The sequence below is a fragment of the Shinella daejeonensis genome, from assembly GCF_024281235.1.
GTDB lineage: Bacteria > Pseudomonadota > Alphaproteobacteria > Rhizobiales > Rhizobiaceae > Shinella > Shinella daejeonensis.
This window is the reverse complement of sequence record NZ_JAHWXY010000001.1, coordinates 1,013,113-1,039,160: the sequence shown is the minus strand read 5'-3', so window position 1 is coordinate 1,039,160 and position 26,048 is coordinate 1,013,113. Positions and strand designations below refer to the sequence as shown.

Annotated in this window: 18 protein-coding genes and 1 pseudogene; 6 read left to right on the top strand and 13 right to left on the bottom strand. The window is 64.8% G+C overall.

Annotated features, from left to right (window positions below; translation table 11 throughout):
* Window positions 1–30: 30 nt before the first annotated feature.
* Window positions 31–993 carry an alpha/beta fold hydrolase gene (locus tag KYK29_RS04905; RefSeq protein WP_254689714.1) on the bottom strand — a complete coding sequence of 321 codons (963 nt, stop codon included), beginning with the start codon at window positions 991–993 and terminating at the stop codon, window positions 31–33.
* A 659-nt stretch (window positions 994–1,652) separates the two neighbouring features.
* Here KYK29_RS04905 and KYK29_RS04900 point away from each other — a divergent pair.
* Window positions 1,653–2,114 carry an Hsp20 family protein gene (locus KYK29_RS04900; protein ID WP_254689713.1) on the top strand — a complete coding sequence of 154 codons (462 nt, stop codon included), beginning with the start codon at window positions 1,653–1,655 and terminating at the stop codon, window positions 2,112–2,114.
* A 67-nt stretch (window positions 2,115–2,181) separates the two neighbouring features.
* Here KYK29_RS04900 and KYK29_RS04895 read toward each other — a convergent pair whose 3' ends face one another.
* Complete coding sequence (locus tag KYK29_RS04895) at window positions 2,182–3,228, bottom strand: threonine aldolase family protein (protein WP_254689712.1); 1,047 nt, start codon at window positions 3,226–3,228, stop codon at window positions 2,182–2,184.
* A gap of 566 nt (window positions 3,229–3,794) precedes the next feature.
* Between KYK29_RS04895 and gltB the strand changes: the two are divergent.
* Together gltB and KYK29_RS04885 are read left to right on the top strand one after the other, a co-directional pair.
* Window positions 3,795–8,420 (top strand): annotated as a pseudogene (gene gltB / locus KYK29_RS04890) (glutamate synthase large subunit); the annotation flags it as partial.
* Between the two features lie 98 nt (window positions 8,421–8,518).
* The gene (locus KYK29_RS04885; protein ID WP_254689710.1) at window positions 8,519–9,976 is read left to right on the top strand and encodes a glutamate synthase subunit beta; all 1,458 of its coding nucleotides are present in this window, start codon (window positions 8,519–8,521) and stop codon (window positions 9,974–9,976) included.
* A 27-nt stretch (window positions 9,977–10,003) separates the two neighbouring features.
* Here the strand turns inward: KYK29_RS04885 and KYK29_RS04880 are convergent, their stop codons facing one another.
* Complete coding sequence (locus KYK29_RS04880; protein ID WP_254689709.1) at window positions 10,004–11,155, bottom strand: SGNH/GDSL hydrolase family protein; 1,152 nt, start codon at window positions 11,153–11,155, stop codon at window positions 10,004–10,006.
* Between the two features lie 238 nt (window positions 11,156–11,393).
* A complete protein-coding gene (locus KYK29_RS04875; RefSeq protein WP_254689708.1) occupies window positions 11,394–12,614 on the bottom strand; it encodes a lytic murein transglycosylase in 1,221 nt (406 codons plus the stop codon).
* A gap of 204 nt (window positions 12,615–12,818) precedes the next feature.
* Here KYK29_RS04875 and galU point away from each other — a divergent pair, with 204 nt between their 5' ends.
* Window positions 12,819–13,706: a UTP--glucose-1-phosphate uridylyltransferase GalU gene (gene galU / locus KYK29_RS04870; RefSeq protein WP_254689707.1), complete on the top strand. Its 888-nt coding sequence runs from the start codon at window positions 12,819–12,821 to the stop codon at window positions 13,704–13,706.
* Window positions 13,707–13,741: 35 nt separating this feature from the next.
* Here the strand turns inward: galU and KYK29_RS04865 are convergent, their stop codons facing one another.
* The gene (locus KYK29_RS04865) at window positions 13,742–15,232 is read right to left on the bottom strand and encodes an outer membrane beta-barrel protein (protein ID WP_254689706.1); all 1,491 of its coding nucleotides are present in this window, start codon (window positions 15,230–15,232) and stop codon (window positions 13,742–13,744) included.
* Between the two features lie 157 nt (window positions 15,233–15,389).
* On the opposite strand from KYK29_RS04865, the gene KYK29_RS04860 reads away from it, so the two are divergent.
* Entirely contained in the window at window positions 15,390–16,385 is a 996-nt protein-coding gene (locus KYK29_RS04860) for a KpsF/GutQ family sugar-phosphate isomerase (RefSeq protein WP_254689705.1), read from the top strand.
* A gap of 27 nt (window positions 16,386–16,412) precedes the next feature.
* Here the strand turns inward: KYK29_RS04860 and KYK29_RS04855 are convergent, their stop codons facing one another.
* The 8 genes from KYK29_RS04855 to KYK29_RS04820 form a co-directional block, all read right to left on the bottom strand.
* Window positions 16,413–16,871: an NfeD family protein gene (locus KYK29_RS04855; protein ID WP_254689704.1), complete on the bottom strand. Its 459-nt coding sequence runs from the start codon at window positions 16,869–16,871 to the stop codon at window positions 16,413–16,415.
* A 3-nt stretch (window positions 16,872–16,874) separates the two neighbouring features.
* The gene (locus KYK29_RS04850) at window positions 16,875–17,906 is read right to left on the bottom strand and encodes an SPFH domain-containing protein (protein ID WP_254689703.1); all 1,032 of its coding nucleotides are present in this window, start codon (window positions 17,904–17,906) and stop codon (window positions 16,875–16,877) included.
* Window positions 17,907–17,998: 92 nt separating this feature from the next.
* Window positions 17,999–19,030, bottom strand: a complete 1,032-nt coding sequence (hemH, locus tag KYK29_RS04845) for a ferrochelatase (protein ID WP_254689702.1) — start codon at window positions 19,028–19,030, stop codon at window positions 17,999–18,001.
* Between the two features lie 154 nt (window positions 19,031–19,184).
* Window positions 19,185–19,556 (bottom strand): outer membrane lipoprotein Omp10, encoded by a 372-nt coding sequence (omp10, locus tag KYK29_RS04840; RefSeq protein WP_254689701.1) that lies wholly within the window; start codon window positions 19,554–19,556, stop codon window positions 19,185–19,187.
* A gap of 103 nt (window positions 19,557–19,659) precedes the next feature.
* Complete coding sequence (locus KYK29_RS04835) at window positions 19,660–20,559, bottom strand: heme-dependent oxidative N-demethylase family protein (RefSeq protein ID WP_254689700.1); 900 nt, start codon at window positions 20,557–20,559, stop codon at window positions 19,660–19,662.
* Window positions 20,556–21,170, bottom strand: coding sequence for an aminotransferase class IV family protein (locus KYK29_RS04830; RefSeq protein ID WP_254689699.1), 615 nt, complete (start codon window positions 21,168–21,170; stop codon window positions 20,556–20,558). The genes KYK29_RS04835 and KYK29_RS04830 overlap by 4 nt, the downstream gene beginning before the upstream one ends.
* Window positions 21,155–22,312: an aminodeoxychorismate synthase component I gene (locus KYK29_RS04825; protein ID WP_254689698.1), complete on the bottom strand. Its 1,158-nt coding sequence runs from the start codon at window positions 22,310–22,312 to the stop codon at window positions 21,155–21,157. The genes KYK29_RS04830 and KYK29_RS04825 overlap by 16 nt, the downstream gene beginning before the upstream one ends.
* Window positions 22,313–22,333: 21 nt before the next feature.
* Window positions 22,334–24,190, bottom strand: coding sequence for a M3 family oligoendopeptidase (locus tag KYK29_RS04820; RefSeq protein WP_254689697.1), 1,857 nt, complete (start codon window positions 24,188–24,190; stop codon window positions 22,334–22,336).
* 174 nt (window positions 24,191–24,364) lie between these two features.
* Here KYK29_RS04820 and KYK29_RS04815 point away from each other — a divergent pair, with 174 nt between their 5' ends.
* Window positions 24,365–25,915, top strand: coding sequence for a sigma-54-dependent transcriptional regulator (locus KYK29_RS04815; RefSeq protein WP_254689696.1), 1,551 nt, complete (start codon window positions 24,365–24,367; stop codon window positions 25,913–25,915).
* Window positions 25,916–26,048: the final 133 nt, after the last annotated feature.

Sequence of the window (26,048 nt, the reverse complement as noted above, 5' to 3'; positions counted from 1 at the left end):
CCCTCAGGCCCTCTGTCCCGGCGGGATCGCTCAGGCGCCGAGCGAGGCCTCGACGGCGTCGCTGCCGGGAATGAACGCCTCGACGGCGGCCATGGCCTGCGACCGGTAGCGATCGGCCTCCTGGAACAGCTCGTGCCGGGCGCCGTCGATTTCCACCAGCCGGCCGGCGCGGAAGATGCGCGCCAGCCCGCCGATGGCCTCGCGCGGCACGATCGGGTCGGCGGTGGGGCAGAGCAGCAGCGTCGGGATGCGGATGCGCGTCAGGTGGTCCTGCCGCGTCACCCGGGCCATGGCCCGCAGCGTCTCGTCCAGCCAGCGTGCGGTCGGCCAGCCGATGCCGAGTTCGGCATGGGCCAGCAGGATGCCGACGTTGCGGGCGTAGCGGCGGGCGTCCGATGTCACCACATTGCGGGGAAAGTCCACCAGCGGCTCGTCGCGACGAAAGGTGCGTTTGCCAAGGCCGGCAAGGCGGGCGAGCCTGGCGGCGAGCGCGATCTTGCGCTGGCTCATCGACTGGCCGGCGAGCGCCACGAAGGGGGCGGCAAGCACCATGCGCTCGATACGGTTTTCCAGCTGCGGCGCTTGCGACAGGGCGATGAGCGCACCGGTCGAATGGGCGACGATGAAGAACGGCAGGCGAGCGTCCGGCAGCACCACCTGTTCGAGAAACAGCGAAAGATCGGCCTCGTAGTCGGTAAAGCGGCCGACATGGCCGGAGCGGCCTTCGGAAAGAAGCCGTTGCGAACCGCCCTGTCCGCGCCAGTCGAAAGTGGCGACCCAGAGGCCGCGGGCGGTGAGATCACCGATCGTCTCGAAATATTTCTCGATCGATTCGTTGCGGCCCTGAAGGAGGACGACGGTTCCCTTCGCTTCGGGCTGCGGGCTGCGAAACAGGGCGTAGCGGATCTTCACGCCGTCATGGGCGGTCATGAAGCCGGCGGTGGCACCGTCGGGAAGCGGGTTTCCGGCGGTGGGATAGAGGATGGGCTCCATGGGGCGGGCGAATCCTGACAAAATGCGTCCATAACCGGGACGGCGGTGGATCGATGAGGGGCCGGAGCGGCGGCATCGGCCCCACACATTCCGCAATGCTAGCGCATGTCACGCAGGAATGTGCACCGGTTTTGCGATGGCACGGTAACAACGCATACCAACGAAGACCTTTGGCGCGGGCCGCGAACCCGCAGGATCGCGGCAGGCTGTCGAGGGATAGGCGCTCGTTTCCGCGCCGTCAAAGAAAAAAGCCGGATGCATGCGGCACGGGGATGGCCATCATGCGTCCGGCTGTAATTCGACCGGAGAGGAAGGGACGTTTACACCCCCGGTCGTCGAAGGCTCGCGCTTTCGATGATGCCGTTCTAGCAGGGCGAAACTGAACGCTGGCCGAAGCGATCGTTCATCTGCCGTTCATCTCGATGGGGATGCGCCGCCTGCGCCTGTGACCCTCGGCCAGGCTCCTTGCCGGTAACCCTTGCCGATAACCCTTGAATGCCGTGGTTCACATTCCCATCTCAATGCCACGGGCGCCGGAAGGGTCCGTCGGGGCTTTCGCCGCCATAGCGGGGCGGAGCCCATCGAACCGGGTCTGCATCTTTCTGAAATCGGATGCCGCACCCCATGAAGATCGCAAACGTTGCTCACAGGAGGACACCATGCGTCACGTCGATTTCTCCCCCCTTTATCGTTCCACCGTCGGTTTCGACCGTCTCTTCACCATGCTCGACAGCCTCGGCCAGCCCGATCAGGCGCAGAGCTATCCGCCCTATAATATCGAGCGCACCGGCGAAAACACCTATCGCATCACCATGGCGGTGGCCGGTTTCGACGAGAGCGAGCTTTCCATCGAAGCCCGCGAACATGCGCTGACCATCAAGGGCGAGAAGAAGGACGAGGCCGGCGAGGATGCGCAATATCTCTATCGCGGCATCGCCAAGCGGGCCTTCGAGCGCCGCTTCCAGCTTGCCGATCATGTGGAAGTTCGCGCCGCCTCGCTCAAGAACGGCCTGCTTCACATCGATCTTCTGCGGGAAATCCCGGAAGCGATGAAGCCGCGCCGCATCGAAATTGCCGCCGTCCAGCGTGAGGCGAAGCAGATCGAGGCCCAGAACGGCTAATCAGGCAGATTGCCATTCTTCAAGGCTTGACGAGGGGCGGCGCCGCAGGGCGTCGCCCCTTTTCGTGTCAAAGTGCGGAGAGGAAGGCGCCGACCTCGGCGTCGGAGGTGGCGAAGCTCGTCACCAGCCGGATCAGCGTTTCGTCGGCGTCCATGCCGGCTTTCAGGTCCGGGCTGGCCGGCCAGTCGTAGAAGGTCGCGCCCTCGCGCTGGAGCGCGGCCATGCGGTCGTTGCGGAGGATGGCGAAAATCTCGTTCGTGTCCGGCTCCCAGGCGAGCCGCGCGCCGGCGGAAGCGGTAATTCCGCCGGCCAGCCGGGCGGCCATGGCATTGGCATGTCCTGCAAGATCGAGCCACAGGCCGTCGCGCAGATAGGCCTCGAACTGGGCGGCGATGAAGCGTGACTTGGAAAACAGCTGGGTGCTGCGCTTGTGCAGGAAGCGCATCTGCCGGGCCTGCGAGGGGTCAAACAGCACCAGCGCCTCGGCGCACCAGCAGCCGTTTTTCGTGCCGCCGAAGGACAGGATGTCGACCCCGCGCTTCCAGGTCATCTCCGCCGGCGTCGCGCCGAGGCGGACGAGCGCGTTGGCGAAGCGCGCGCCGTCCATGTGCAGCGGCAGGCCGGCGCTGCGGGTCACCTCCGATAGCGCCGTAATCTCGTCCAGCGAATAGACGGTTCCCGCTTCCGTCGCCTGCGTGATGGTCACCGCCATCGGCTGGCCGCCGTGGATGAAATCGGGTGGGAAGCGGCTGATCGCGGAAGCCAGCGCCGCAGCCGGCATCTTGCCGTGGGGGCCGTCGACCGGGCAAAGCTTTGCGCCGGTGGCGAAGAATTCCGGCGCATTGCATTCGTCGACGTTCACATGCGCCTCGCGATGACAGAAAATCTGCCCGCCCGGGCGGTTGACGCTCGAAAGCGCAAGCGAATTCGCCGCCGTCCCGTTTCCGACGAAGAAAACGGCGACATCGCGTTCAAAGATCTCGCAGAAGGCTTTTTCGACACGCCGGTCGAGGTCGCTTGCGCCATAGGCCGGGGCGAAGCCGTCGGCCGCCTCCACGAGGCTGCGAGCGATATCGGGATGGGCGCCGGCCCAGTTGTCGGATGCGAAGAACATGCTTTTTCCCTTTGTGGGGTTGTTTTGCGAGACCTTAACCGAGCGCGACCGTCGATCAATCGGAGAGACGATAACGGCGCGGGTTTCTGCCGGCTTTGCAAGGATACGAAATAATTCGTCGTGATCATGTAATTTTATTTCTTCCTTCCGGCGGAAGGGGCAATTTTTCTTCATGCCGATGGGACAATTTGGCATGATGGCCTTGCGGTCAAAAACGCTTTCTGGCATAGAACGCATGAAATAGGACAGTAATGCTGTCCTATTCCGGTCAGTGACCGAACAGGCGGCTCCGCATCGGGCGGGGCAGGCCGATAATGGCGCCGCACGGGGTATCCCCGGCAAAAGACAGGGCGGCTCGCCACGGTCCCCGACGAAACCGCCCGGCCGGTCGTCGCTTCGATCACGATCGTTCAGGTCCATATGACAACCATGCCAGCGACGGCGGATTGCACGGGCGATCCGGCCGCATCGTGGGCGCCAGGAGGAAGACGATGGTGGAGAAGACTCAAGCACATGATTTGGGGCAGGCCCGGGCGCCGCGTCCTCAAGCGCGCGCCTTTCGGGTCCTGCCGGAAAAACAGGGACTTTACGATCCGCGAAACGAGCGGGACGCCTGCGGCGTCGGGTTCGTGGCGCATCTCAAGGGCAGAAAATCACACCAGATCGTCAAGGACGGTCTTTTCATGCTGGAGAACCTGACGCATCGCGGCGCGGTGGGCGCCGATCCCCTGATGGGCGATGGCGCGGGCATTCTCGTCCAGATCCCCGATCGCTTCTTCCGCGAGGAGATGGCAAGCCAGGGCGTCACCCTGCCGAAATCCGGCGAATACGCCGTCGGCCATATCTTCATGCCGCAGGACGAGAAGCGGATAGGCCATTTCAAAAAGACGATCGCCGACGTTGTCGCCGAAGAGGGCCAGACGCTCCTCGGCTTTCGCGACGTGCCGGTCGACAACTCCTCCCTTTCGCAGGCCCCCGACATTGTCGCGACGGAGCCGCGCCATGTGCAGGTTTTCATCGGCGCAGGCCATGATGCCGCGACGAACGACGCTTTCGAGCGCAGGCTCTTCACGCTCCGCAAGGTGATCTCGAATCGCATCTATGACGAATATGCCGGAGCGGAAAGCGACTTCTACCCGGTCTCCCTGTCCTCCAGGACCATCGTCTACAAGGGCATGTTCCTCGCCCGGCAGGTAGGGGCCTACTACAAGGACCTGCTCGATCCGCGCTTCGAATCGGCCGTGGCGCTCGTTCATCAGCGGTTTTCCACCAATACGTTTCCGTCGTGGAAGCTTGCCCATCCCTATCGCATGGTGGCGCATAACGGCGAGATCAACACGCTGCGCGGCAACGTCAACTGGATGGCCGCGCGGCAGGCGTCCGTCTCCTCGTCGCTTTTCGGCGCGGATATCTCCAAGCTCTGGCCGATTTCCTACGAAGGCCAGTCCGATACCGCCTGTTTCGACAATGCGCTCGAATTCCTCGTGCGCGGCGGCTATTCGCTTGCCCATGCCGTGATGATGCTGATCCCGGAAGCCTGGGCCGGCAACCAGCTGATGAGCCCGGAGCGCAAGGCGTTCTACGAATATCACGCGGCCCTCATGGAGCCGTGGGACGGGCCGGCGGCGGTCGCCTTCACCGATGGCCGGCAGATCGGCGCGACGCTCGACCGCAACGGCCTGCGTCCGGCGCGCTATCTCGTCACCGACGACGATCGCGTCATTCTCGCCTCGGAGGCGGGAACGCTGCCGGTGCCGGAGGAGAGCATCGTGCGCAAGTGGCGGCTCCAGCCCGGCAAGATGCTGCTGATCGACATGGAGGAAGGCCGTATCGTCTCGGACGACGACGTGAAGTCGCAGCTCGCCTCGCGTCATCCCTATCGGGAATGGCTTAGCCGCACGCAGATCATCCTGGAGGATCTGAAGCCGGTGGAGCCGCGGGCGCTGCGCCGCGACGTCTCGCTGCGCGACCGCCAGCAGGCCTTCGGCTATACGCAGGAGGACACAAGGCTCATCCTGTCGCCCATGGCGACGACGGGCCAGGAGGCCATCGGCTCCATGGGCACGGATACGCCGATCTCGGCGATGTCCGACAAGGCCAAGCTGCTCTATACCTATTTCAAGCAGAACTTCGCGCAGGTGACCAATCCGCCCATCGATCCGATCCGCGAGGAACTGGTCATGAGCCTGGTCTCCATCATCGGGCCGCGTCCCAATATCCTGGACCACGGCGGCGCGGCGAAGGCCAAGCGCATGGAGGTGCGCCAGCCGATCCTCACCAACGGCGATCTGGAGAAGATCCGCTCCATCGGCCATGTCGAGGATCTGTTCGACACCAAGACGCTGGATTTCACCTATGACGTGACGCGCGGCGCCGAGGGCCTGCCGGAAATCCTCGACCGGCTTTGCGCGCGCGCCGAACAGGCCGTCACGAGCGGCTACAACATCATCGTGCTCTCCGACCGGCAGATCGGGCCGGACCGCGTGGCGCTTCCCGCGCTGCTTGCCACCGCTGCCGTGCATCATCACCTGATCCGCAAGGGGCTGAGGACCTCGGTCGGCCTCGTGGTCGAAACCGGAGAGCCGCGCGAAGTGCATCATTTCTGCCTGCTCGCCGGTTACGGCGCGGAGGCGGTCAATCCCTATCTTGCCTTCGACACGCTCACCGACATGCACAAGCGCGGTGAATTTCCGAAGGAGGTCGACGCGGAGGAAGTCGTCAGCCGCTACATCAAGGCGATCGGCAAGGGCATCCTCAAGGTCATGTCCAAGATGGGAATTTCCACCTATCAGTCCTATTGCGGCGCACAGATCTTCGACGCCGTCGGCCTCTCCTCCGAACTGGTGGACAAGTATTTCTTCGGCACCGCCACGACCATCGGGGGCGTCGGCCTGGACGAGATCGCCATCGAGACCTTTGGCCGCCATCAGGCCGCCTTCGGGCGCGACCCGCTGCTTGCCAGCACGCTCGACATCGGCGGCGAATATGCCTTCCGCATGCGGGGAGAGGCGCATTCCTGGACGCCGGACGCGGTTGCGGCGCTGCAACATGCGGTGCGCGGCAACGCCGGCGACCGTTATCGGGAATTCGCCGCCATGGTGAACGGCTCGGCGCTGCGCATGAACACGATCCGCGGCCTTTTTTCCATCAGGGACGATGGGCGCAAGCCCGTGCCGCTTGACGAGGTGGAGCCGGCGTCCGAGATCGTCAGGCGCTTTTCGACCGGGGCCATGTCCTTCGGCTCGATCAGCCGCGAGGCCCATACCACGCTTGCCGTCGCCATGAACCGGATCGGCGGAAAATCGAATACGGGCGAGGGCGGCGAGGAGGCGGACCGCTATCTGCCGCTCGCCGACGGATCGGCCAATCCGGAACGGTCCGCCATCAAGCAGGTCGCGTCCGGCCGTTTCGGCGTCACGACCGAATATCTCGTCAATGCGGATATGTTGCAGATCAAGGTGGCGCAGGGCGCAAAGCCCGGCGAGGGCGGGCAGCTGCCCGGCCACAAGGTCGATGCGACGGTCGCCAAGACCCGGCATTCGACGCCGGGCGTCGGCCTGATCTCGCCGCCGCCGCATCACGATATCTATTCCATCGAGGATCTGGCGCAGCTCATCTACGACCTGAAGAACGTCAATCCCGAAGCGGACATCTCGGTCAAGCTCGTCTCGGAAGTGGGGGTCGGCACGGTCGCGGCCGGCGTCGCCAAGGCGCGCGCCGACCATATCACGATCGCCGGCTTTGACGGCGGCACGGGGGCCTCCCCGCTCACCTCGCTCAAGCACGCCGGCAGCCCGTGGGAAATCGGTCTGGCGGAGGCGCATCAGACGCTGGTTCTCAACGGCCTTCGCTCGCGCGTGGCGTTGCAGGTGGACGGTGGCCTGAAGACCGGGCGCGACGTCGTCGTCGGCGCGCTGCTCGGGGCCGACGAGTTCGGCTTCGCCACCGCGCCGCTGATCGCGGCGGGATGCGTCATGATGCGCAAGTGTCACCTCAACACCTGCCCGGTGGGGGTCGCGACCCAGGATCCCGTGTTGCGCAAGCGCTTCAAGGGCGCGCCGGAACATGTGGTCAACTACTTCTTCTTCGTTGCGGAAGAGGTTCGGGAAATCCTCGCCGCGCTCGGCGTGCGCTCGCTGGACGAGATCATCGGCGCTTCGGAACTGCTGGAGAAGGACAGGATGCTCTCGCACTGGAAGGCGAACGGTCTGGATTTCAGCCGTATCTTCCACAAGGTCGACGCCCCGAAGGAAGAGACCTATTGGACGAAGCGGCAGGACCATCCGATCGACGATATCCTCGACCGGAAGCTTCTGGCGGAGGCCCGGCCGGCGCTGGACGAGCGAAAGCCCGTCAGCATCGCGGCGGATGTCCGCAATGTCGACCGTTCGGTGGGGGCGATGCTGTCCGGCGCGGTCGCTAGGCGCTACGGCTTCAAGGGCCTGAAGGACGATACCATCCATGTGATGCTGACCGGAACGGCCGGCCAGTCGCTGGGGGCTTTCCTGGCGCGGGGCATCCGGCTCGACCTGACGGGCGCGGGCAACGATTATGTCGGCAAGGGCCTTTCCGGCGGCCGCATCGTCGTTCGGCCGCCGGCCGAAAGCCGGACCCTGCCGCATGAATCGATCATCGTCGGCAATACCGTCCTCTACGGCGCGGTCGCCGGCGAGTGCTATTTCAACGGGGTGGCGGGCGAGCGCTTCGCGGTGCGCAATTCCGGTGCGATCGCCGTCGTCGAGGGCGTGGGCGACCACGGCTGCGAATATATGACGGGCGGCGTCGTCGTCGTCCTCGGCCAGACGGGCCGCAACTTCGCGGCCGGAATGTCGGGCGGCGTCGCCTATGTGCTGGACGAGGAGGGCGACTTCGCCCGGCGCTGCAACATGGCGATGGTCGAATTGCAGCCGGTGCCTGAAGAAGACGACATGCTGGAGCGGCTGCATCATCATGGCGGCGACCTCATGCACAAGGGCATGGTGGATGTGTCCGGCGACATGACGCGCCATGACGAGGAGCGGCTTTACCAGCTCGTCTCGCATCACCTGCACTATACGGGCTCGCCGCGAGCACGGGAAATCCTCGACCATTGGGCCGATTATCGTCCGAAGTTCCGCAAGGTGATGCCGGTCGAATATCGCCGGGCGCTGGAAGACATGGAGCGGATGAAGGTGGCGGAGGCGGCCGAGTAGCCCTGGCGCCCGTGAAACGCGGGCCTTACGGCCTCGCCGGGGCCTTCCACGCGCCGCGACGGCGCTTGTTGCGACACGCTTGATATCAGGACAATACGATGGGCAAGGTTACAGGATTTCTCGAGATCGACCGGCAGGTGATGAAGTACCAGCCGGCATCCGACCGCATCCGCCATTTTCGTGAATTCACCATTCCCATGTCGGACGCCGAAGTGCAGAAGCAGGCGGCGCGCTGCATGGATTGCGGCATCCCCTATTGCCATGGGCCGACCGGGTGTCCGGTTCATAACCAGATCCCCGACTGGAACGATCTCGTCTATGGCGGCCATTGGGAGGAGGCGATCCGTAATCTCCATTCCACCAACAACTTTCCGGAATTCACGGGCCGCGTCTGCCCGGCGCCCTGCGAGGAAGCCTGTACGCTGAACCTCGAGGATGCGCCGGTCGCCATCAAGACCGTCGAGCAGGCGATTGCCGACAAGGCCTATGAGATGGGCTTCATCGTGCCGCAGCCGGCGACGGTGAAGACCGGCCGGAAGGTGGCGATCATCGGTTCCGGCCCCGCCGGCATGGCGGCGGGCCAGCAACTCGCGCGCGCCGGCCACGAGGTTCATGTCTTCGAGCGCGAAACGAAGCCCGGCGGCCTGCTGCGCTACGGCATTCCGGACTTCAAGATGGAGAAGAATTTCATCGACCGCCGTGTGGAGCAGATGCGCGGCGAGGGCGTCACCTTCCATTGCGGCGTCAATGTCGGTGTCGACAGGCCGATGGATGAAATGCTCGCCGGGTATGACGCCGTGTTGTACTGCGGCGGCTCGGAAACCCCGCGCGACGCCGGTATCCCCGGTGTCGACCTTGCCGGTGTCCATGACGCCATGCCCTATCTGGTGCAGCAGAACCGCCGCTCCGGCCGGGAGAACATCGAGAGCACGGGCTGGCCGTCGCTCCCCATTTTCGCCGGCGGCAAGCATGTGCTGGTCGTCGGCGGCGGCGATACGGCGTCGGACTGCGTCGGCACCGCGTTCCGGCAGGGGGCGGTCAAGGTCACCCAGCTCGACATCCGTCCGCAGCCGCCGGAAAAGGAGGACAAGCTCGCCGTCTGGCCCTTCTGGGCGACGAAGATGCGCACCTCCTCCTCGCAGGCGGAGGGCGCGGTGCGCGAGTTCCGGGTCGCCACGCTCGAATTCGTCGGTGACGAGGACGGCGTGCTGACGGGCGTGAAATGTTGCCAGGTGGACGAGCGCCGCAAGCCCGTCGCCGGTACGGAGTTCATCGTCAAGGCGGATCTCGCCTTCATCGCCATCGGGTTTCGGGGGCCGTTCACCGATGGTGTTCTGAAGGACCTCGACACGCGGCTTGCGGTCAGGACGGACAGCCGCGGCTCGTCCAACGTCGTCGCGAACGAGAATGACTACAAGACCTCTGTTGAAAGGCTCTGGGCGGCCGGCGACGTGCGGCGTGGCCAGTCGCTCGTCGTCTGGGCGATCCGCGAGGGCCGGCAGGCGGCCCGCGCGATAGACGAGGCGCTGATGGGGGTCACCACGCTGCCGCGCTGAGGCGGATGGAAGCCGGCGGATACGGACTTACGGCGTTGCGGAGGCCGGCAGGCGGAAATCATCGACGCGCCCGAGCGGCGCGTCGGCGGTTTCGCCTTCTTCCACCAGCCTCTCGCGCAGGCTCTTGCCGCTGCCCCTGGCGACGATCGCGCCGCCGAGAAGCGCGCCGCCGCCATCGAGCGCCGGATCGGAAAGGGCGATGGGCGGCGTCTGGGTGATGTCTGCGTCGTCGGCGGGTGCTGCGACGGGAAGGTCCTTCAGGTCCTCCTGCCGTTCTGCGCCGCTGAGAGCCGCGTCGCCGAGCAGGCGGCGGATCTCCTTTTCGACATAGAAGGCGAGCTTGCGCTTGCCGGCGCCGGTGAGATTGATGCCGTCCGAGCCGCGCAGCCGCACCTGCTGGCCGTTGATGTCGGATCCCGAGGTGATGAATTTGCCGTCCTCATCGACAAAACCGTCCCAGATATCGATGAACTCGCCGCCGGCCTTTTCCGTCGCGGCGCGGTAGATCGTGTTGAATGTCGTCATGTCCGCCGTCATGGCGGAGGATTGGAAAGCCGGCATGCCGACCCACAGCAGGGGCCGCCCGCCATTTCGCGCAAGTTCGGCGATCCGGGCGACGCGGGCCTCGTATTCCTTCGTCCAGGCCTCGGAGCGGAATCGTTCCCTCCCGCCCGAAATGGTCATCTGCTGCCGGTCGTTCGCCCCGAGACTGACGACGATAACGGCCGGATCGGTTTCCTGGATGATGGCCGGCAAAGCGGCCGGCCAGTCGTAGAAGTCGTCGCGCACCACGCCGGAAGAACCGTTGGCCCGCCGTTCGATAACGATACCGGGCGTCATCTCGAAGGCGGCGACAAGGCCCTCGCCGAGGCTTGCGCCGATGAAGTCTCCGACGACCAGGATCTTCTTTGCGTCGGGAAGCTTCTCGACGGCTTCCGGCTTCTGCGGCTCGGGCGGAGCGGCGGTCTCTACCCGTTTCGGCTGGCGTTTCACCGGCTGGCGCGGTTTTTCGCGGTAGGTCGGGTTGGGCGCGACCACCGCGCGGTCGGGTGTGCCGAAGAACAGTTCCAGGATCGTCTTGCGCCGCGGCTGCTCCTGCGCGGAGACGGCCGAAGCCGGCAGAAAAACGCCCGCTGCCATGGCGACGGCAAGGATTGCGCGGATAATGCGGATCGTCATGGCCGGCATTCCTGTTTCAGCTTCCTTCCCTCGCCAGTCTATTGGGTTCGATGGCGGTATGATGGCAAATGCCGCCGGCAAGGGGAAGCCTGCAGGAAGAGACCGGCGGCCGCCGGACGATGAGCGGAACCGCGCGCCAGAGCAATTCCGGTGAAATCCGCTTCGCCGGGATTGCTCTGGTTTACTGTTTTTCCGCATTTTCCGACGCCGAAGCGATCCCGCTTCGGCCGGAAATGCGCTAGCGGCGCAGCGTGCGCAGCAGTTCCTGGCTCGGCTGACCGTCGGCGGCGACCCCGATGCGGTTCTGGAAGGCTTCGATGGCGGCCCGTGAGCCGGAACCGAAATTGCCGTCCACCTCGCCGTCGTAATAGCCGAGCTCCTTCAGGCGCGTCTGAAGCTCGAACTTCTCGGTAATATCCAGCGTGCCGCTGGGGCGCGGCCAGCGCTGCTTCACGCCGCCGTAGCCGGCGAGCTGGTCGGCCAGCATGCCGACGCCCATCGCATAGGAATCCGAGGCGTTGTAGCGCTTGATGACGAAGAAGTTCCGGGTCATCAGGAAGCCCGGGCCGCCGTTTGCGGGCAGCTTCAGTTCGGCGCGGTCGTTGCCGTATTTGAAGCCGGCGCCGCTCGGCCGCTGAAAGCCGAGCTTGGCCCATTGGGCGAGGGTCTTCGTCTGGCCGGAATATTTCTCGCCGCCGCGCGGCACGACGATCTCATAGCCCCAGGTCTTGCCGGTCTGCCAGCCGTTCTTGGACAGCAGGTTTGCTGCGGTGGCCAGCGCATCGGGAATGGATCGCCAGATATCGCGGTCGCCATTGCCGTCGGCGTCGATGGCGTAAAGCAGATAGCTTGTCGGGATGAACTGGGTATGACCCATCGCGCCGGCCCAGGAGCCGGACATTTCGGATGCGGAAATATCGCCGCGCTGGAGGATTTTCAACGCCGCCACGAGTTGCTTGCGCGCATAGTTGGAGCGTTTCTTGTCGGCATAGGCGAGCGTGGCGAGCGCGCGCGGGACATAGTGCAGCCGGTCATCCTTGGCCAGCACCGCTCCGTAATTGGATTCCATCGACCAGATGGCCAGCAGGATGTGACGGTCGACGCCGAAATGCTTCTCGATCGCCGCCAGCGTGCGGGCATGCTTCTTCGCCATCTCCTGGCCGGTGCGGACGGTGTAGGGGTTGACGCGGGAATCGAGGTAATCCCAGATCTTGTGCTTGAATTCCGGCTGGTAGGCCGCTTTTTCCAGCACAAGCGGATCGGGTGTCTTGACGCCCGAAAACGCCTTCTGGTAGGTGGCCTTGGAGATTCCGTTTTCCGCTGCGGTTGCATAGAAGTTGGCTATCCACTTCTGGAAGCCCGAATCCGCGCGAGCGGCCGTTGCTGACCCCAGCAGGCCCGCCGAGAGAAGGAGAGTGAGCGCAGATCGGCGCAGAATGGTGTTCAGATTCTGTGTCATCGGCTGTCATGTCCGTTTTTTCAAATTTCGGGTCGATGGTCTGGAACCACCGGCTGAACGCAAAACTTATAAAAACGAAGTCAACAAATTCTTTACCATCAAACCCCCGTCGCGTCTTCCTTCGTAAAAAAATAGCAATCTGGCCCTATTTGGGCGCAAACGCGCCATAGCCATGAGGGCGGTACTGTTCAAAAAGAGGTGATCATGTCGCAGATCCGCAAGGTTCGTAAGGCTGTCTTTCCCGTGGCGGGGCTTGGAACCCGCTTCCTTCCGGCGACCAAGGCGGTCCCGAAGGAAATGCTGACCGTCGTCGACAAGCCGGTCATCCAATATGTGGTCGACGAGGCGCTCGAGGCAGGTATCGAGCATCTAATCTTCGTCACCGGCCGCAGCAAGGCGGTGATCGAGGATTATTTCGATATCCAGGTCGAACTGGAGCAGACCCTGCGCGCCCGCAACAAGACGGCCGAGCTGACGCTGCTCGAAAGCATCCTGCCGCTGGCCGGCAGCACCAGCTTCACCCGCCAGCAGGAGCCGCTCGGTCTTGGCCATGCGGTCTGGTGCGCGCGCGAGCTGGTGGGCAACGAACCCTTCGCCCTGCTTCTGCCGGACATGATCATGAAGGGCGAGAAGGGCTGCCTGAAGGGTATGGTCGAACTGTTCGAGCATAGCGGCGCCAATGTGATCGCCGTCGAGGAATGCGCGCCCGACCAGGCGCATAAATACGGCATCGTGGGCGTCGGCGAAAAGATCGGCGAGGGCTTCGCCATTACGAAGATGGTGGAGAAGCCGGCGCCCGGCACCGCGCCTTCCAACTTCTTCATCAACGGCCGCTATATCCTCCAGCCGGAGATATTCCCCATCCTCGCCACGCAGGAGCGCGGCGCGGGCAACGAGATCCAGCTGACCGACGCGATGGTCAAGCTTTCCGCAAGCCAGACGTTCGCCGCCTATCATTTCCGGGGCGAGACCTATGACTGCGGCGCGAAGGACGGCTTCATCCTCGCCAATATCGCCTTTGCGCTGGCGCGCGAGGATATCCGTCCTTCGGTCGAGGGGCCGCTGAAAACGCTCGTTTCCGGCCTCAAGTAAAGGAGCCGGCTGCCGCCGGCCGCAAAGGCCGGCGGTCAGCGCCGCAGCACGAGGCCGATGCCGGCGCGCGTGATGCGTGAATCCGCGGCACCGGACTGGGTGGTCACCTCGTAGGAGACATCGCCGGTCATGGCGAGCCAGCGATTGAGATCCCAGGCGAGGCCGGCGCCGACCCGATAGACGTTCTGGTCCGAACCGGACGCCGATGGCATGTCCCGCAAGGTATAGGCGCCCATGAGCGTCGCGACGAGATTGTCCCTGAGCTGGTGCGTCAGTTCGGCGTTCGTCTCATAGGCGACATAGCCGCTTTCTCCGCCGGCCGTCGACGGTTCGATTTCCGTCCTGAAGCCGAGCCGCAGGTCGGTGCCGCGCTGCGGCGACCAGGCGAGGGAGCCGTCGAGCGCCAATGTCTCGATGGCCGATAGCCGGTGGTCCTCAAAATGCGCCTGCTTGTAGCCGATGCCGAGATCGCCGCGCAGTTTCTCGCCAAGGTCGATTTCCACGCCGCCGCGGCCGCCGAGGAGCGTGGCGGAGCGTTCGTAGCCGAGCGAATCGGCGCGGCGGTCGTAGAAGGACCGGCCGGCCGAAGCTTCCAGATAGGGAATGAGCGCCGGTGAAAGCTCATAGCCGATCCGGCCCGTCAGGGTCGCCTCCGTGCGATTGCGGTCGGCAAGCGACAGGCGGCTGCCGTCCGAGAGCTTGGCCGAACCGTAGATCTGCCTTTCCAGATCGAGACCGGCGGTGCCGCGAATAAGGCCGAAATCGCGGGTGACGCGGGCGCCGCCGGTCAGCGTCTGTACGCCCGATTGCGCCGAAGCGCCGCTGACGGCGTTCGGATCCGTGGAGCTTTCGCGGTTGAAGCGATAGCCGCCGGTTATATTGGCGATCGTATCGTGCGAAAGATCGAGCCGAAGGTCGGCGCCGAGGCGGAATTCCGGCTGGGTCTCGCCGGTGCCGCCGAGATTGCGTTCGTAGACGCCATCGGCGTCGACGGTGAGTTGGTGACGCGACCAGTCGGAGGTGAGTACACCCCGGAAACCGGTGCGGGAAAAGGTGCGGCTGCTCGAGCCGCCGCCGTCGCTGGTCCGCTCCGTACCGATGCCCTGGGACAGGGAGGGCCGCAGGGTGAAGGCGCCAAGGGGAACGCCCGGCGCTTCGCCGCTGTCGGCCGCCGCGCGGCGCACCGCGCTGTCGATGCGGGTCTGCGGCAGGTTCTCGCGCAGGCTGTCCGGCAGGATCCGGGCGGAAGCGTCCTCGTCCACGAGGGCGGGATCGTCCGGCGGGGCGTCTTCGCCATCAAGCGGGGCGGGGAGGGGGGCCTGTCCGTCGTCCGTCTCGTCTAGCGCCGGACCGGGCTCCGCGAAGGAGGCCGTGCCGGTTGCAAGGGGAGCAGAAAAGGCGTTCTGCTGTTCCTGTCCATGGGCGGGCGGACAGGCGAGGACGATGCCGGCCAGCAACAGCCCGGCCAGCGGTCCCTTGAGACGCGGCGATGCCGCGCCGCCGTTGATTTTTCCAGCTTCCGCCATGGGTGCAGCCTGTAACGCTCGCGAATGTCCTAAGCGAATGTAAAGCCGTATGGTTAATGCTTGGTTGCCGGCGGGTGAGACGGGCGGCGGACGGCATATGCATTTCGCACGGCGTCCTGCGTGGACAGGGCGGCTTAAAGAGGCTAACGAAATCGCCATGATCAGGATATCGGATTCACTCGACAGCGAGAATGCGGTCGCCTCGGCGATCCGCACGGTCGAAACGGAAAAAGCCGGTCTGGCCGCTCTTTCCCTGGCCCTTCGGGGGCCGCTCTATGAGGCATTCCGCGATGCGGTCGCCGCGATCGGCCGCATCAGCGGCCGTGTCGTGGTCACGGGCATCGGAAAATCGGGGCATGTCGGCGCCAAGATCGCCGCCACGCTCGCCTCGACCGGCACGCCGGCCTTTTTCGTCCATCCGGTGGAGGCCAATCATGGCGATCTCGGCATGATCGGCCGCGACGACGTCATCCTGGCCCTGTCCTGGAGTGGCGAGACTGCGGAATTGCAGGGCATCGTCTCCTATTCCCGCCGCTTTTCCATTCCGCTGATCGCGATCACCTCCGGCGCGCGCTCCACGCTGGCGCGTGAAGCCGACACCATCCTGCTTCTGCCGAAGGAACAGGAAGCCTGTCCGCACGGTCTGGCGCCCACCACCTCGACGGTCATGCAACTGGCGATCGGTGATTCGCTTGCGGTGGCGCTCCTGGAGGCGCGGGGCTTCACCGCCACCGACTTCAAGACCTTCCATCCCGGCGGCAAGCTCGGCGCGAGCCTGACGCATGTCGGCGACATCATGCATGAGGGCGAATTCCTGCCGCTCGTGCCGTTGGGAACCGGCATGCCGGAAGCGGTGATGATGCTGGCGCAGAAGCGCTACGGCTGCGTCGGCGTGGTGGACGACACCGGCGTGCTGGCCGGTATCGTCACGGACGGCGATCTCGCCCGCAATCTTTCGCGCAATCTCGCCGATCTCACCGTCGACGACCTGATGACGCGAAACCCCAAGACGGTGAAGCCGACGACGCTGGCGACCGCCGCGCTCGGCCTGCTCAACCAGCACAATATTTCGGCGCTTATCGTGACCGACGAGGGCTTTCGCCCCATCGGCATCGTGCATTTCCACGACCTTCTGCGTATCGGCGTCGCCTGAGACCGAAAAATCCGCGGCAACGCCCGGTCAGACGGCTTCCACCGTCAGGTCTCGGCCGTTGCTGGCCGTGACGCGCACGCGCGCGCCGACCGGCAGGTCAGGCCCCTGGACGGTCCAGAGCGTATCGTCCAGTCGGATGCGGCCGCGCCCTTCGGTGATCGGCTGCTCCAGGGTCGCGGTGCGGCCGACAAGGCTCTGGCCGCGCTGGTTGAGATGGGGTTCGTCGGTGATGCGGCCGCGGCGGCTGACGATGCGCCGGCCGATGAGGACGGCCACGAGCGACAGCGCGGCGAACACGGTCCACTGCACTTGCCAGCTCCAGACGGCCTCGCCCCAGAGCGCCAGCGACAGCAGGCCGGTCAGGATCGCCGCAATGCCGATCCAGACGAGAAAGACGCCCGGCATCAAGAGTTCGAGCATCAGCAGCACGATGCCGGCGACCCACCAGGCCCAGGGTCCGAGTTCGGCGACGAGACGCTGAACCATGGCCTATCCTCCCTGCGACGGCGTATCGAAGGGATTGCGGAAGGCCGGCGTCGGGGACGTGGAGGGCGTGGACGAACGGGGCCGCCCGCCCGCCGGCGGCGCGTTTTGCGGGCCGTCGCCGCCGAAGACCTCCCGCGCGATCGCTCCGATGCCGCCGAGCGAGCCGATCAGCGAGGAGGCCTCCATCGGCATGAGAACGACCTTGGTGTTCGGAGCCTTGCCGATGGCGGCCATGGCCTCGGTATATTTCTGCGCGACGAAATAGTTGATGGCCTGCATATTTCCCGCCGCGATGGCCTCGGAGACCATGTGGGTGGCCTTCGCCTCGGCTTCCGCGAGCCGTTCGCGCGCCTCGGCGTCGCGGAAGGCGGCCTCCCGCTGGCCTTCGGCCTCCAGGATCGCGGATTGCTTTGCGCCTTCGGCGCGCAGGATCTGCGCGTTGCGCGAGCCTTCGGCTTCCAGCACTTCGGCGCGCTTCTCCCGCTCGGCCTTCATCTGCCGCGCCATGGCGTCGATGAGATCCTTCGGCGGTGCGATATCCTTGATCTCGACGCGGGTGATCTTGACGCCCCAGGGATGGGCGGCCTCGTCGACCACGCGCAGGAGCTGGTCGTTGATGCGGTCGCGGTTCGACAGCAGATCGTCGAGATCCATCGAGCCCATCACCGAGCGGATGTTGGTCATGGTGAGATTGATGATGGCGTGTTCCAGATGCGCCACCTGATAGGCGGCCTGGGCGGAATTCAGGATCTGATAGAAGGCGACGGCATCGGCCGAGACGCTGGCGTTGTCGCGGGTGATGACTTCCTGCGTCGGGATGTCGAGCACCTGCTCCATCACGTTCATCTTCGCGCCGATGCGATCGATGAAGGGAAGGATCAGATTGAGCCCCGGCTCCAGCGTGCGTGTGTAACGCCCGAAGCGCTCGACGGTGTACTGGTAGCCCTGCGGCACCGTCTTGATCCCCGAAAAGAGGACCAGAATGACGAGAACCACGAGGGCGATGACGACGATGTCCAATCCGGCCAGCGGCATGGGGTGTTCTCCTCGTAACTGCGTGTCACCACTCTTAAGACATCTGCGCGCAAGCGCCAGTCTCTTTGTGCCGGGAGCCTTGCCGGTTGCCGTCAGATCCAGCCGGCAAGCTCGCGGCGCACGACCGTTTCCAGCACCGCCATGCCTTCCGGGGAATCGTTGAGACAGGGAATATGGGTGAATTTCTCGCCGCCGTTATGGAGGAAGATCTCACCCGCCTCGCCGGCGATTTCCTCGAGCGTCTCCAGGCAGTCGGATACGAAGCCGGGATTGATGACGGCGATGCGGCGCAGGCCCTCCTTCGCCAGTTTCTCCACGGTCTTGTCGGTATAGGGCTGGAGCCATTCCTCCGGCCCGAAACGGGACTGGAAGGTGACGACGAGGCGTTCCTCGGGCCAGCCGAGCCTTTCGCGCAGCAGACGCGCGGTCTTCTGACACTGACAATAATAGGGGTCGCCCTTCTCGAAGTAATTCTTCGGGATGCCATGGAAAGAGGTCAAAAGCCGTTCCGGCTCCCAGTCGAGGCCGGCGAAATGCTTTTCGATCGAAACGGCGAGCGCTTCGATATAGGCGGGATCGTCGTGATAGGGCGGCACGGTGCGCAGGGCCGGCTGCCAGCGCATCTTCAGCAGCGTCTCGAAGGCCTTGTCGTTGACGGTCGCCGTCGTCGCGGCGGCATATTGCGGATAGAGCGGGAAGACGAGGATGCGTTCGCAGCCTTCCTTCTGGAGATGGGCGAGGCGCGAGGCGATGGAGGGCTGGCCGTAGCGCATGGCCCAGTCGACGACGACCTGCGGATGGCCGGAAAGGGCGGCCGCCATCTTCTCCGACTGGTTGCGCGTATAGGTGCGCAGGAAGCTTTCGTTCAGATCGTTGTTCCAGATCGATTCGTAAGCCTTGCCGACCTTGCCGGGACGGGTGTTCAAAACGATGCCGAAGAGGATCGGATACCAGGCGATCTTCGGCCATTCGATCACCCGGGTGTCGGTGAGGAATTCCTTCAGGTAACGCCGCATCGACGTGTAGTCGGTGCCGTCGGGGGTGCCGAGATTGACGAGCAGCACGCCGACCTTGCCGTGTCGGACGAGGGGGTGGGCTGTGGGTCTGGAAGCGGTGTCGTTCATGGTGCGTACGGGTCCTGTGGCTGCGGGCGCGATCCGGCGTCCGGTTGTGCGGTCATGGGCCGCGCATTTTGTTCGGTTCTAAAAAGAAATGCCGGTCCGGGAAAGCCCGGACCGGCATGGAAAAGGGAGACATATTGTCCTTGCCGGGCGAATCTCAGCTCCGGCGTGAAAGCGAGAACTGGGCGTTTTCCGCCGTCGTGCAATTGAGCTGGTTGATGGTGACCAGGGCGCAATTGACCTTGGACTGGGTGTTGCGCACGAGCGAGGTCATGTTGATCTCGACCAGGGTCGGGCTAACCTTGACGTAATTGCCGGAGGCCAGAAGCTGATTGGTATCGGTCGTGCGCGTGGTGAAGGTGCCGCCGGAAAAGGTCGAGATAATGCCGTTCGGATCGGCCCAGGACCCTTCCACGCCGGTCGGCTGGGGCTGCTGGACCACCGGCATGCTCCGTGGTGCGCCTCCCATCTGGCAGGAGGCAAGTGCGGCGGCGGCGGCAAGCAGGCTCAGGACGGTGATCGGCTTCATATCAAATCTCCAGGTCGCGACACCGCGGCGCCGCCAGTCAATTGGCAAAAAACATGCCGTGAAGGCATCCCGAATGCAAGACGCAGTCGTCGTCGTGCGGGCATTATCCCGTTGAAAGGGCGAGCCTGCGCAAAGCCGCCACGAGTTCCGCGCGTGTGTCGGTCAGCCCCTTGTAGTCGGCCTGCGGCGGCGTCAGCGCCTCGAGCTGATCGGCGAAGGTGGTGGCGATGCGGGCGGCGTCGGGAAGCGGGGCGATGGCGGAAAGCGGATCCGTATAGATGCGGATCGTGAAGAGGAGGTCGCCGGAAACCGGCAGCTTGCGCAGGGTCTGCCGCTCGACCCGGGCATAGGTGGCGGCAAGCGATATCCGGTCTGCGCCGGGAAGGGCGCCATGCGCCTTCGAGACGGGATAATGCAGATCGCCGTCCGGATTGATCGACCAGTTGAAGCGGAAGACCGGCTGTTCGACCCGCAGATTGTCGAACATGCGGTTGATCAGCACCGCGTTGCGCGTGCCGGCGGCGAAATCGGGCACCGGCCGGTGGATTTCCTCCATGCTGCGGCCGAATTTCTCCGGCAGCGACCAGGAGGAGGGGAAGGCGACATAGCCCGCGACCAGACGCCAGCCGGCGTCGCTGCGGCGCATCAGCACCAGATCCTCCTGAACGAGCGACCCGGCCGTCACGAGCGGCGCGTCGCCGCCGCAAAGCGGCACGCGCCGCCGTCCCGCGACGAGGTCTTCGCCCGTGCGGCTGTAGCGGGCCGGATGACAGGCCGGCAAATAGGCCGTCAGGAGATCGAGGACTTCCTGTTGCGCATCGCGCGTGCTGGGCTCCTCGACGAAGACGAGATCCCGGCAGGTGGCGATCAGCCGGTCCTTTTCCGCCAGATAGCGCTCCAGTTCGTCGTCGGGCTCGATCCAGTGCGCCGGGTCGAGCGGGCCGAGGCCGATGGTGAAGAGACGGGCGGATCCGTCATAGGGCGTATGGACGGGAGCCTTCATGACAGTCTGCCCCGGATCAGTCCGCGCAGCGAATTGCCGACGAGGACGGCGTGGCCGGAAAGATCCTCCGGCCGCAGGACCTGTTCCGTCGCTCCGCCGCTTTCCAGCAGTTCCGCGCGCAAGACGCCGGCCAGAAGGCCGCTGGCGAGCGGCGGCGTCTTCAGAACGCCCGAGCCGTCGTCGAGGAAGACCGAGGTGATGGTGCCTTCGCAGATCTCGCCGCGCTCGTTGAGGAGCAGCACCTCGTCGGCCTCGGTGGCGGGGAACTCGGCGCGGGCCGCCGTATAGGCGGTGCGGCGAGAGGTCTTGTGGCGCAGCAGCGGATCGGCCGAATCGAGACGGGTGCGCGCCACCTTCAGGCGCCATATGGTCTCGGGCGCAAGCGGCTGGAAAGCGGTCATCCGCACCTCGATGCGGCCATCGGCGAAAAGTTCGAGGCGGACCCGGGAAAGGGGGGCGTCGGCGGGCGCGCGCAACGCTTCGCGGGCCTTGTCCGCGCCCGGCAGGCCGAGCGCCTGCGCCGAAGCGGAAAGGCGGGCGAGGTGGCGCTCCAGCCGGATGAAGCCCTGGCCGGGCTCGAAGCGCAGCGTCTCGATCAGCGAGATATCCATTGGTCCCCCACCGCGAAACGCGCCTTGAGCAGGCATTCCTCATATTCGGATTCGGCGTTCGAATCGAAGACGATGCCGCCGCCGACGTTGAACACCGCCTCACCGTCCGGAAAGAGCGAGAGCGTGCGGATGGCGACGTTGAAGCGCATGACGCCGTCCGGCGCGATCACGCCGATCGCACCGCAATAGGCGTCACGCGGACCATCCTCCAGATCGTGCAGGATTTCCATGGCGCGCATCTTCGGCGCACCGGTGATCGAGCCGCAGGGGAAAAGGGCGGCGAAGATGTCGCGGATCGACGTTCCCGGGACGAGCTTCGCACGCACATGGCTGACCATCTGGTGCACGGTTGGATAGGTTTCCACGTCGAAAAGTTGCGGCACGTCGAGCGTTCCGGCCTGCGTTATACGGGAAATGTCGTTGCGCAGGAGATCGACGATCATCCGGTTTTCCGCCTGCGTCTTGGGGTCGGCCCGCATGGCGGCGATGATTTCCGCATCCTGTGCGGCGCTTGCCCCGCGCGCCGCGGTGCCCTTCATCGGGTGGGTCTCGATCCAGCCGTGCCGGTCGATATTGAAGAACAGCTCCGGCGAGCGGGACAGCAGCAGGGGGCCGTCGAGCGAGACGAAAGCACCGTAGCGCACCGGCTGGCGCTCGATCAGCGACCAGAAGGCGGCAAGCGGATTCCCGCTCCAGCGCGCGCGGATCGGCATGGTGAGATTGGCCTGGTAACAGTCGCCCTGCCGGATATGCCGGTGCAGCCGGTCGAAGCGGTCGCGATAGGTCGCAAAATCCCAGTCGGCCTTCGGCTCGGTGAGGAAAGGTTCGTTCTCCACGCGCCGCAACGCGGCGGCGAGCGGGTGATTTTCGGCCGGGGCTTCGAAAATGCCGAAACTCATCAGCGGCGTCGGGCGGTTTTCCGGGGCAAGCGGCGCAAGCCTCGGTTCGAACAGATGGCCGGCCTCATAGCTCATGAAGCCGGCGATCCAGCGCCCCTGGGCATGGGCTTCCTGGAGGCGCGCGAAGGCCGGCTCGAAACCGGCGCGATCATGCACGGTGACGAGTGCGAGCGGATCGGCGAAGACCGTGGTGCGGTCGTCGCGATCATCGCGGAGAAGCACAAAGTGTTGGCGGTCTGTCATGCGGTCGCCCGGAGCCTTCGTTCAAACGGCTTTATCAAGCGCTTCCAGCTCGTCGATCAGCCCTTCGATCATCGCCAGTCCCTTGCTCCAGAACGACGGATCGCCCGCGTCGAGCCCGAAGGGCGCCAGCAGTTCGGAATGATGCTTGGTGCCGCCGGCCCTCAGCAGGTCGAAATACTTCTCCTGGAAGCCGTCTTCGGCCTGCCGGTAGACCGCATAGAGCGAGTTCACGAGGCAATCGCCGAACGCATAGGCATAAACGTAGAAGGGCGAATGGATGAAATGCGGGATATAGGCCCAATAGGTCTCGTAACCCTCGGAGATGCGGATCGCCGGACCGAGGCTTTCGCCCTGCACCGAAAGCCACAGCTCGCCGATCTGGTCACTCGTCAGCTCCCCGTTCCGACGGGCGTCGTGCACCTTGCGTTCGAATTCGTAGAAGGCGATCTGGCGGACCACCGTGTTGATCATGTCCTCGACCTTCTGGGCGAGCATGGCCTTGCGCTCGCGCTTGTTCTTCGTCCGGTCGAGCAGGCTGCGGAAGGTCAGCATCTCGCCGAAGACGGAAGCGGTTTCGGCAAGCGTCAGCGGCGTCGAGGCCATCAGCGCGCCCTGGCGGCCGGCAAGCACCTGATGCACGCCGTGGCCGAGTTCGTGGGCAAGCGTCATCACGTCGCGCGGCTTGCCCATGTAGTTGACGAGCACATAGGGATGGACGGAGGGCACGGTCGGATGCGCGAAGGCCCCCGGCGCCTTGCCGGCGCGCACCGGCGCGTCGATCCAGTTGCGGTCGAAGAACCGGCGGGCGATGTCGGCCATTTCCGGCGAGAAGGCGTCATAGGCCGAAAGAACGGTATCGCGGGCCTCACTCCACGGGATGATCGCATCGGGTGTCTCGGGAAGGGGCGCATTGCGATCCCAATAGTCCATCTGCTCCATTCCGAGCCACTTCGCCTTCATCGCGTAGTAGCGATGGGAAAGGCGCGGATAGGCTTCGCGCACGGCGGCGGCCAGCGCGGCCACCACCTCCGGCTCGACGCGATTGGCCAGGTGGCGGCTGTCGGCGATGTCCTTGAAGCCGCGCCAGCGATCGGAGATTTCCTTGTCCTTGGCGAGCGTGTTGGTGATCAGCGTGAAGGTGCGGATATTGGCCTTGAAGGTGGCGGCAAGCGCTTGGGCCGCCTCGCGCCGCGCCGCGCCCTCCGGCGACTGGAGCTGGTTCAAGGCCACTTCCAGCGCCACGTCCTCGCCGTCGATCCTGTAGCGCAGTGACGCCATGGTCTCGTCGAAGAGGCGATTCCAGGCCGCCGCTCCCGTCATCGACTTCTCGAGGAAGAGTTGCTCCGTCCGGTCGTCGAGCTGATAGGGCTTTTCCTTGCGCAGGTCCTCTATCCACGGCTGATAGTGGGCGGCAAGCGGATCGCCGGCAAGGGCCGCGGCAAGGCGGTCGTCTTCTATCCTGTTGAGTTCAAGGGAGAAAAACAGAAGATGCGCGCCGATGTCGGTGAGCTTCGACTGGGCGTCACCGTAGAATTTGCCGTTTTCCGGAGCAGTGGTGTCGGAGAAATAGGTCAGCCCCGCATAGGAGATGATCCTGCCGAGCAGTTCCTCCAGCGCCTCGAAATCCCGCACGGCCGCGCCGATGCCTTCATTGCCGTCCTTCTGCGTCGCCGCATCGAGTTTGCCCTTCCATTTCGCCTCGAAGGCGAGAGCATCGGCTTCCGCCTTCGCCACGTCATCGCGGTATTCCGCCGAAGCGGGCGAGGGATAGAGATCGGAAAGGTTCCAGCGTGGCAGGTCGCCGAGGCCGGCGGTGGTCGCGGCGGCGGCCTCCGCCGGTGTGCGGGGGATCCGGGAGATCGGGAAAATGCGGTTCATCGGCCTTCCTCTTTCCTGTCGGGCATTGCGGGCGTCCGGCACCTTGCTTGCGTCGGCAGTCGTTAAAATGCAAGCCTTTCTCAAAACGGCATGTTCAACCCTTCCTGCCAGTATCTGCCGCAGTTCAGGTCCCTTGGGTGTGCATGAGGCATGCCGTGAGGCAAGGAGGTTGCAATGACCGCTCACATTCTTGTCATCGACGACGATCCTGTCCAGCGCAGGCTGCTCAAGAATATGATCGAGCGCGCCGGTCACGTCGCCCATATGGCGGAGAACGGCCGCGCCGGCCTCGACATGCTGGACCGCAAGGGCGGACTGATCAACGTCATCCTGCTCGACCTGATGATGCCGGAAATGAACGGCTCGGGCTTTCTTTCGGCGATCGCCGAGCGCGAGATCACCATTCCCGTCGTCGTGCAGACCGGACAGGGCGGCATCGAGACGGTCGTCATGGCGATGCGTGCCGGAGCGTTCGATTTCGTGGTGAAGCCGGTGTCGCCGGAGCGGCTCGGCGTGGCGATCGGCAATGCGCTCAAGGTGGAGCGGCGTGACGGGCGCGGGCGCGGCAGTCGCCGCCAGCGCAGCGAGACGGTGCATTTCGATGATCTCGTCTCGGCCAGTTCCGAAATGCTGCGTGTGCTGGACCTTTCGCGTCGCGCCGCGCAGTCGGATATTCCTGTGGTGCTGGAAGGGGAATCGGGCGTCGGCAAGGAAATGGTCGCCCGCGCCATACAGGCGGCGAGTGCGCGTGCCGGCAAGCCCTTCGTCACCGTCAATTGCGGTGCGATCCCGCACAATCTGGTGGAAAGCATCCTGTTCGGTCACGAGAAGGGCGCCTTTACGGGTGCGACGGAGCGCCATATCGGAAAATTCATGGAAGCCGACGGCGGTACGCTGTTCCTCGACGAGATCGGCGACCTGCCGCTGGAGGTGCAGGTGAAGCTGCTGCGCGCCGTCCAGCAGGGGGAAATCGAGACCATCGGCGCACGCTTCCCCCAGAAGGTCGACGTGCGGCTCATCTCGGCGACCAACCGCGATCTCATCAGCGAGGTGCGGGAGGGCCGGTTCCGCGAGGACCTTTACTATCGCCTGAACGTCTTTCCCATCACCATTCCGGCGCTCAGGCGGCGAAAGGAGGACATTCCGGTCCTCGTGCGCGCCTTCGTGCAACGCTTTGCCGGGGAACAGAAGCTGGCGCGTCCGCTGACGGTTTCGGCCGGGGCCATGGCGCTTCTGACGGCCTATGACTGGCCGGGCAATATCCGCCAGCTGGAAAACGCCATCTTCCGCGCCGTCGTGCTTTCGGAAGGCGGGGAACTGGCGGCGAGCGACTTTCCGCAGATCGCCGCCCAGGTGCCCGGCTACAGCCTGTCGGAGACGGGCGCCGTCGCCTGGGAGGCTTCGCCGTCGGCGGCTTCGACCTTCTCGCGCGATGACGCCGGCGAGACGCCGGGTCCGCGTGTCGCGCCCGTGGATGGGTTTGCGAACGAAGCGGGCGCGGGCGAACCCGCCGGCCTCGAAAACGTCATCGCCAGCGTCGATCGCGGCGGCCATGTGCGCAAGCTTGCGGAGGTGGAGGAGGAGTTAATCCGCTTCGCGCTGAAGTTCTATCGCGGCCAGATGAGCCAGGTCGCCCGCAAGCTCGGCATCGGCCGCTCAACGCTTTACCGCAAGCTCAAGGATTACGACATCGATCCGGAGGATCCGCTGCGGGATGCCGCATAGGACGCGGCCCTTCGCCGCGTCTGCCTGTCGATTTCGCGCCCGTCGATTTAGCGATTGTCGTTTATTCCCTGTTAGTGGATTGTTCACTATAAGACTTGCCGGGTGATTGAGTGTGGCCGATTTGCCATGCTCT

Excerpts from the sequence above, each read along its gene's own strand:
- KYK29_RS04885 (WP_254689710.1), top strand. The coding sequence starts at position 8,519 with ATGGGCAAGGTTACAGGATTTCTCGAGATCGACCGGCAGGTGATGAAG.
- KYK29_RS04825 (WP_254689698.1), bottom strand. The coding sequence starts at position 22,312 with ATGACAGACCGCCAACACTTTGTGCTTCTCCGCGATGATCGCGACGAC.
- KYK29_RS04830 (WP_254689699.1), bottom strand. The coding sequence starts at position 21,170 with ATGGATATCTCGCTGATCGAGACGCTGCGCTTCGAGCCCGGCCAGGGC.
- KYK29_RS04860 (WP_254689705.1), top strand. The coding sequence starts at position 15,390 with ATGATCAGGATATCGGATTCACTCGACAGCGAGAATGCGGTCGCCTCG.
- KYK29_RS04820 (WP_254689697.1), bottom strand. The coding sequence starts at position 24,190 with ATGAACCGCATTTTCCCGATCTCCCGGATCCCCCGCACACCGGCGGAG.
- hemH (WP_254689702.1), bottom strand. The coding sequence starts at position 19,030 with ATGAACGACACCGCTTCCAGACCCACAGCCCACCCCCTCGTCCGACAC.
- KYK29_RS04880 (WP_254689709.1), bottom strand. The coding sequence starts at position 11,155 with ATGACGATCCGCATTATCCGCGCAATCCTTGCCGTCGCCATGGCAGCG.
- KYK29_RS04865 (WP_254689706.1), bottom strand. The coding sequence starts at position 15,232 with ATGGCGGAAGCTGGAAAAATCAACGGCGGCGCGGCATCGCCGCGTCTC.
- KYK29_RS04815 (WP_254689696.1), top strand. The coding sequence starts at position 24,365 with ATGACCGCTCACATTCTTGTCATCGACGACGATCCTGTCCAGCGCAGG.
- KYK29_RS04875 (WP_254689708.1), bottom strand. The coding sequence starts at position 12,614 with ATGACACAGAATCTGAACACCATTCTGCGCCGATCTGCGCTCACTCTC.
- omp10 (WP_254689701.1), bottom strand. The coding sequence starts at position 19,556 with ATGAAGCCGATCACCGTCCTGAGCCTGCTTGCCGCCGCCGCCGCACTT.
- KYK29_RS04855 (WP_254689704.1), bottom strand. The coding sequence starts at position 16,871 with ATGGTTCAGCGTCTCGTCGCCGAACTCGGACCCTGGGCCTGGTGGGTC.
- KYK29_RS04895 (WP_254689712.1), bottom strand. The coding sequence starts at position 3,228 with ATGTTCTTCGCATCCGACAACTGGGCCGGCGCCCATCCCGATATCGCT.
- galU (WP_254689707.1), top strand. The coding sequence starts at position 12,819 with ATGTCGCAGATCCGCAAGGTTCGTAAGGCTGTCTTTCCCGTGGCGGGG.
- KYK29_RS04835 (WP_254689700.1), bottom strand. The coding sequence starts at position 20,559 with ATGAAGGCTCCCGTCCATACGCCCTATGACGGATCCGCCCGTCTCTTC.
- KYK29_RS04900 (WP_254689713.1), top strand. The coding sequence starts at position 1,653 with ATGCGTCACGTCGATTTCTCCCCCCTTTATCGTTCCACCGTCGGTTTC.
- KYK29_RS04905 (WP_254689714.1), bottom strand. The coding sequence starts at position 993 with ATGGAGCCCATCCTCTATCCCACCGCCGGAAACCCGCTTCCCGACGGT.
- KYK29_RS04850 (WP_254689703.1), bottom strand. The coding sequence starts at position 17,906 with ATGCCGCTGGCCGGATTGGACATCGTCGTCATCGCCCTCGTGGTTCTC.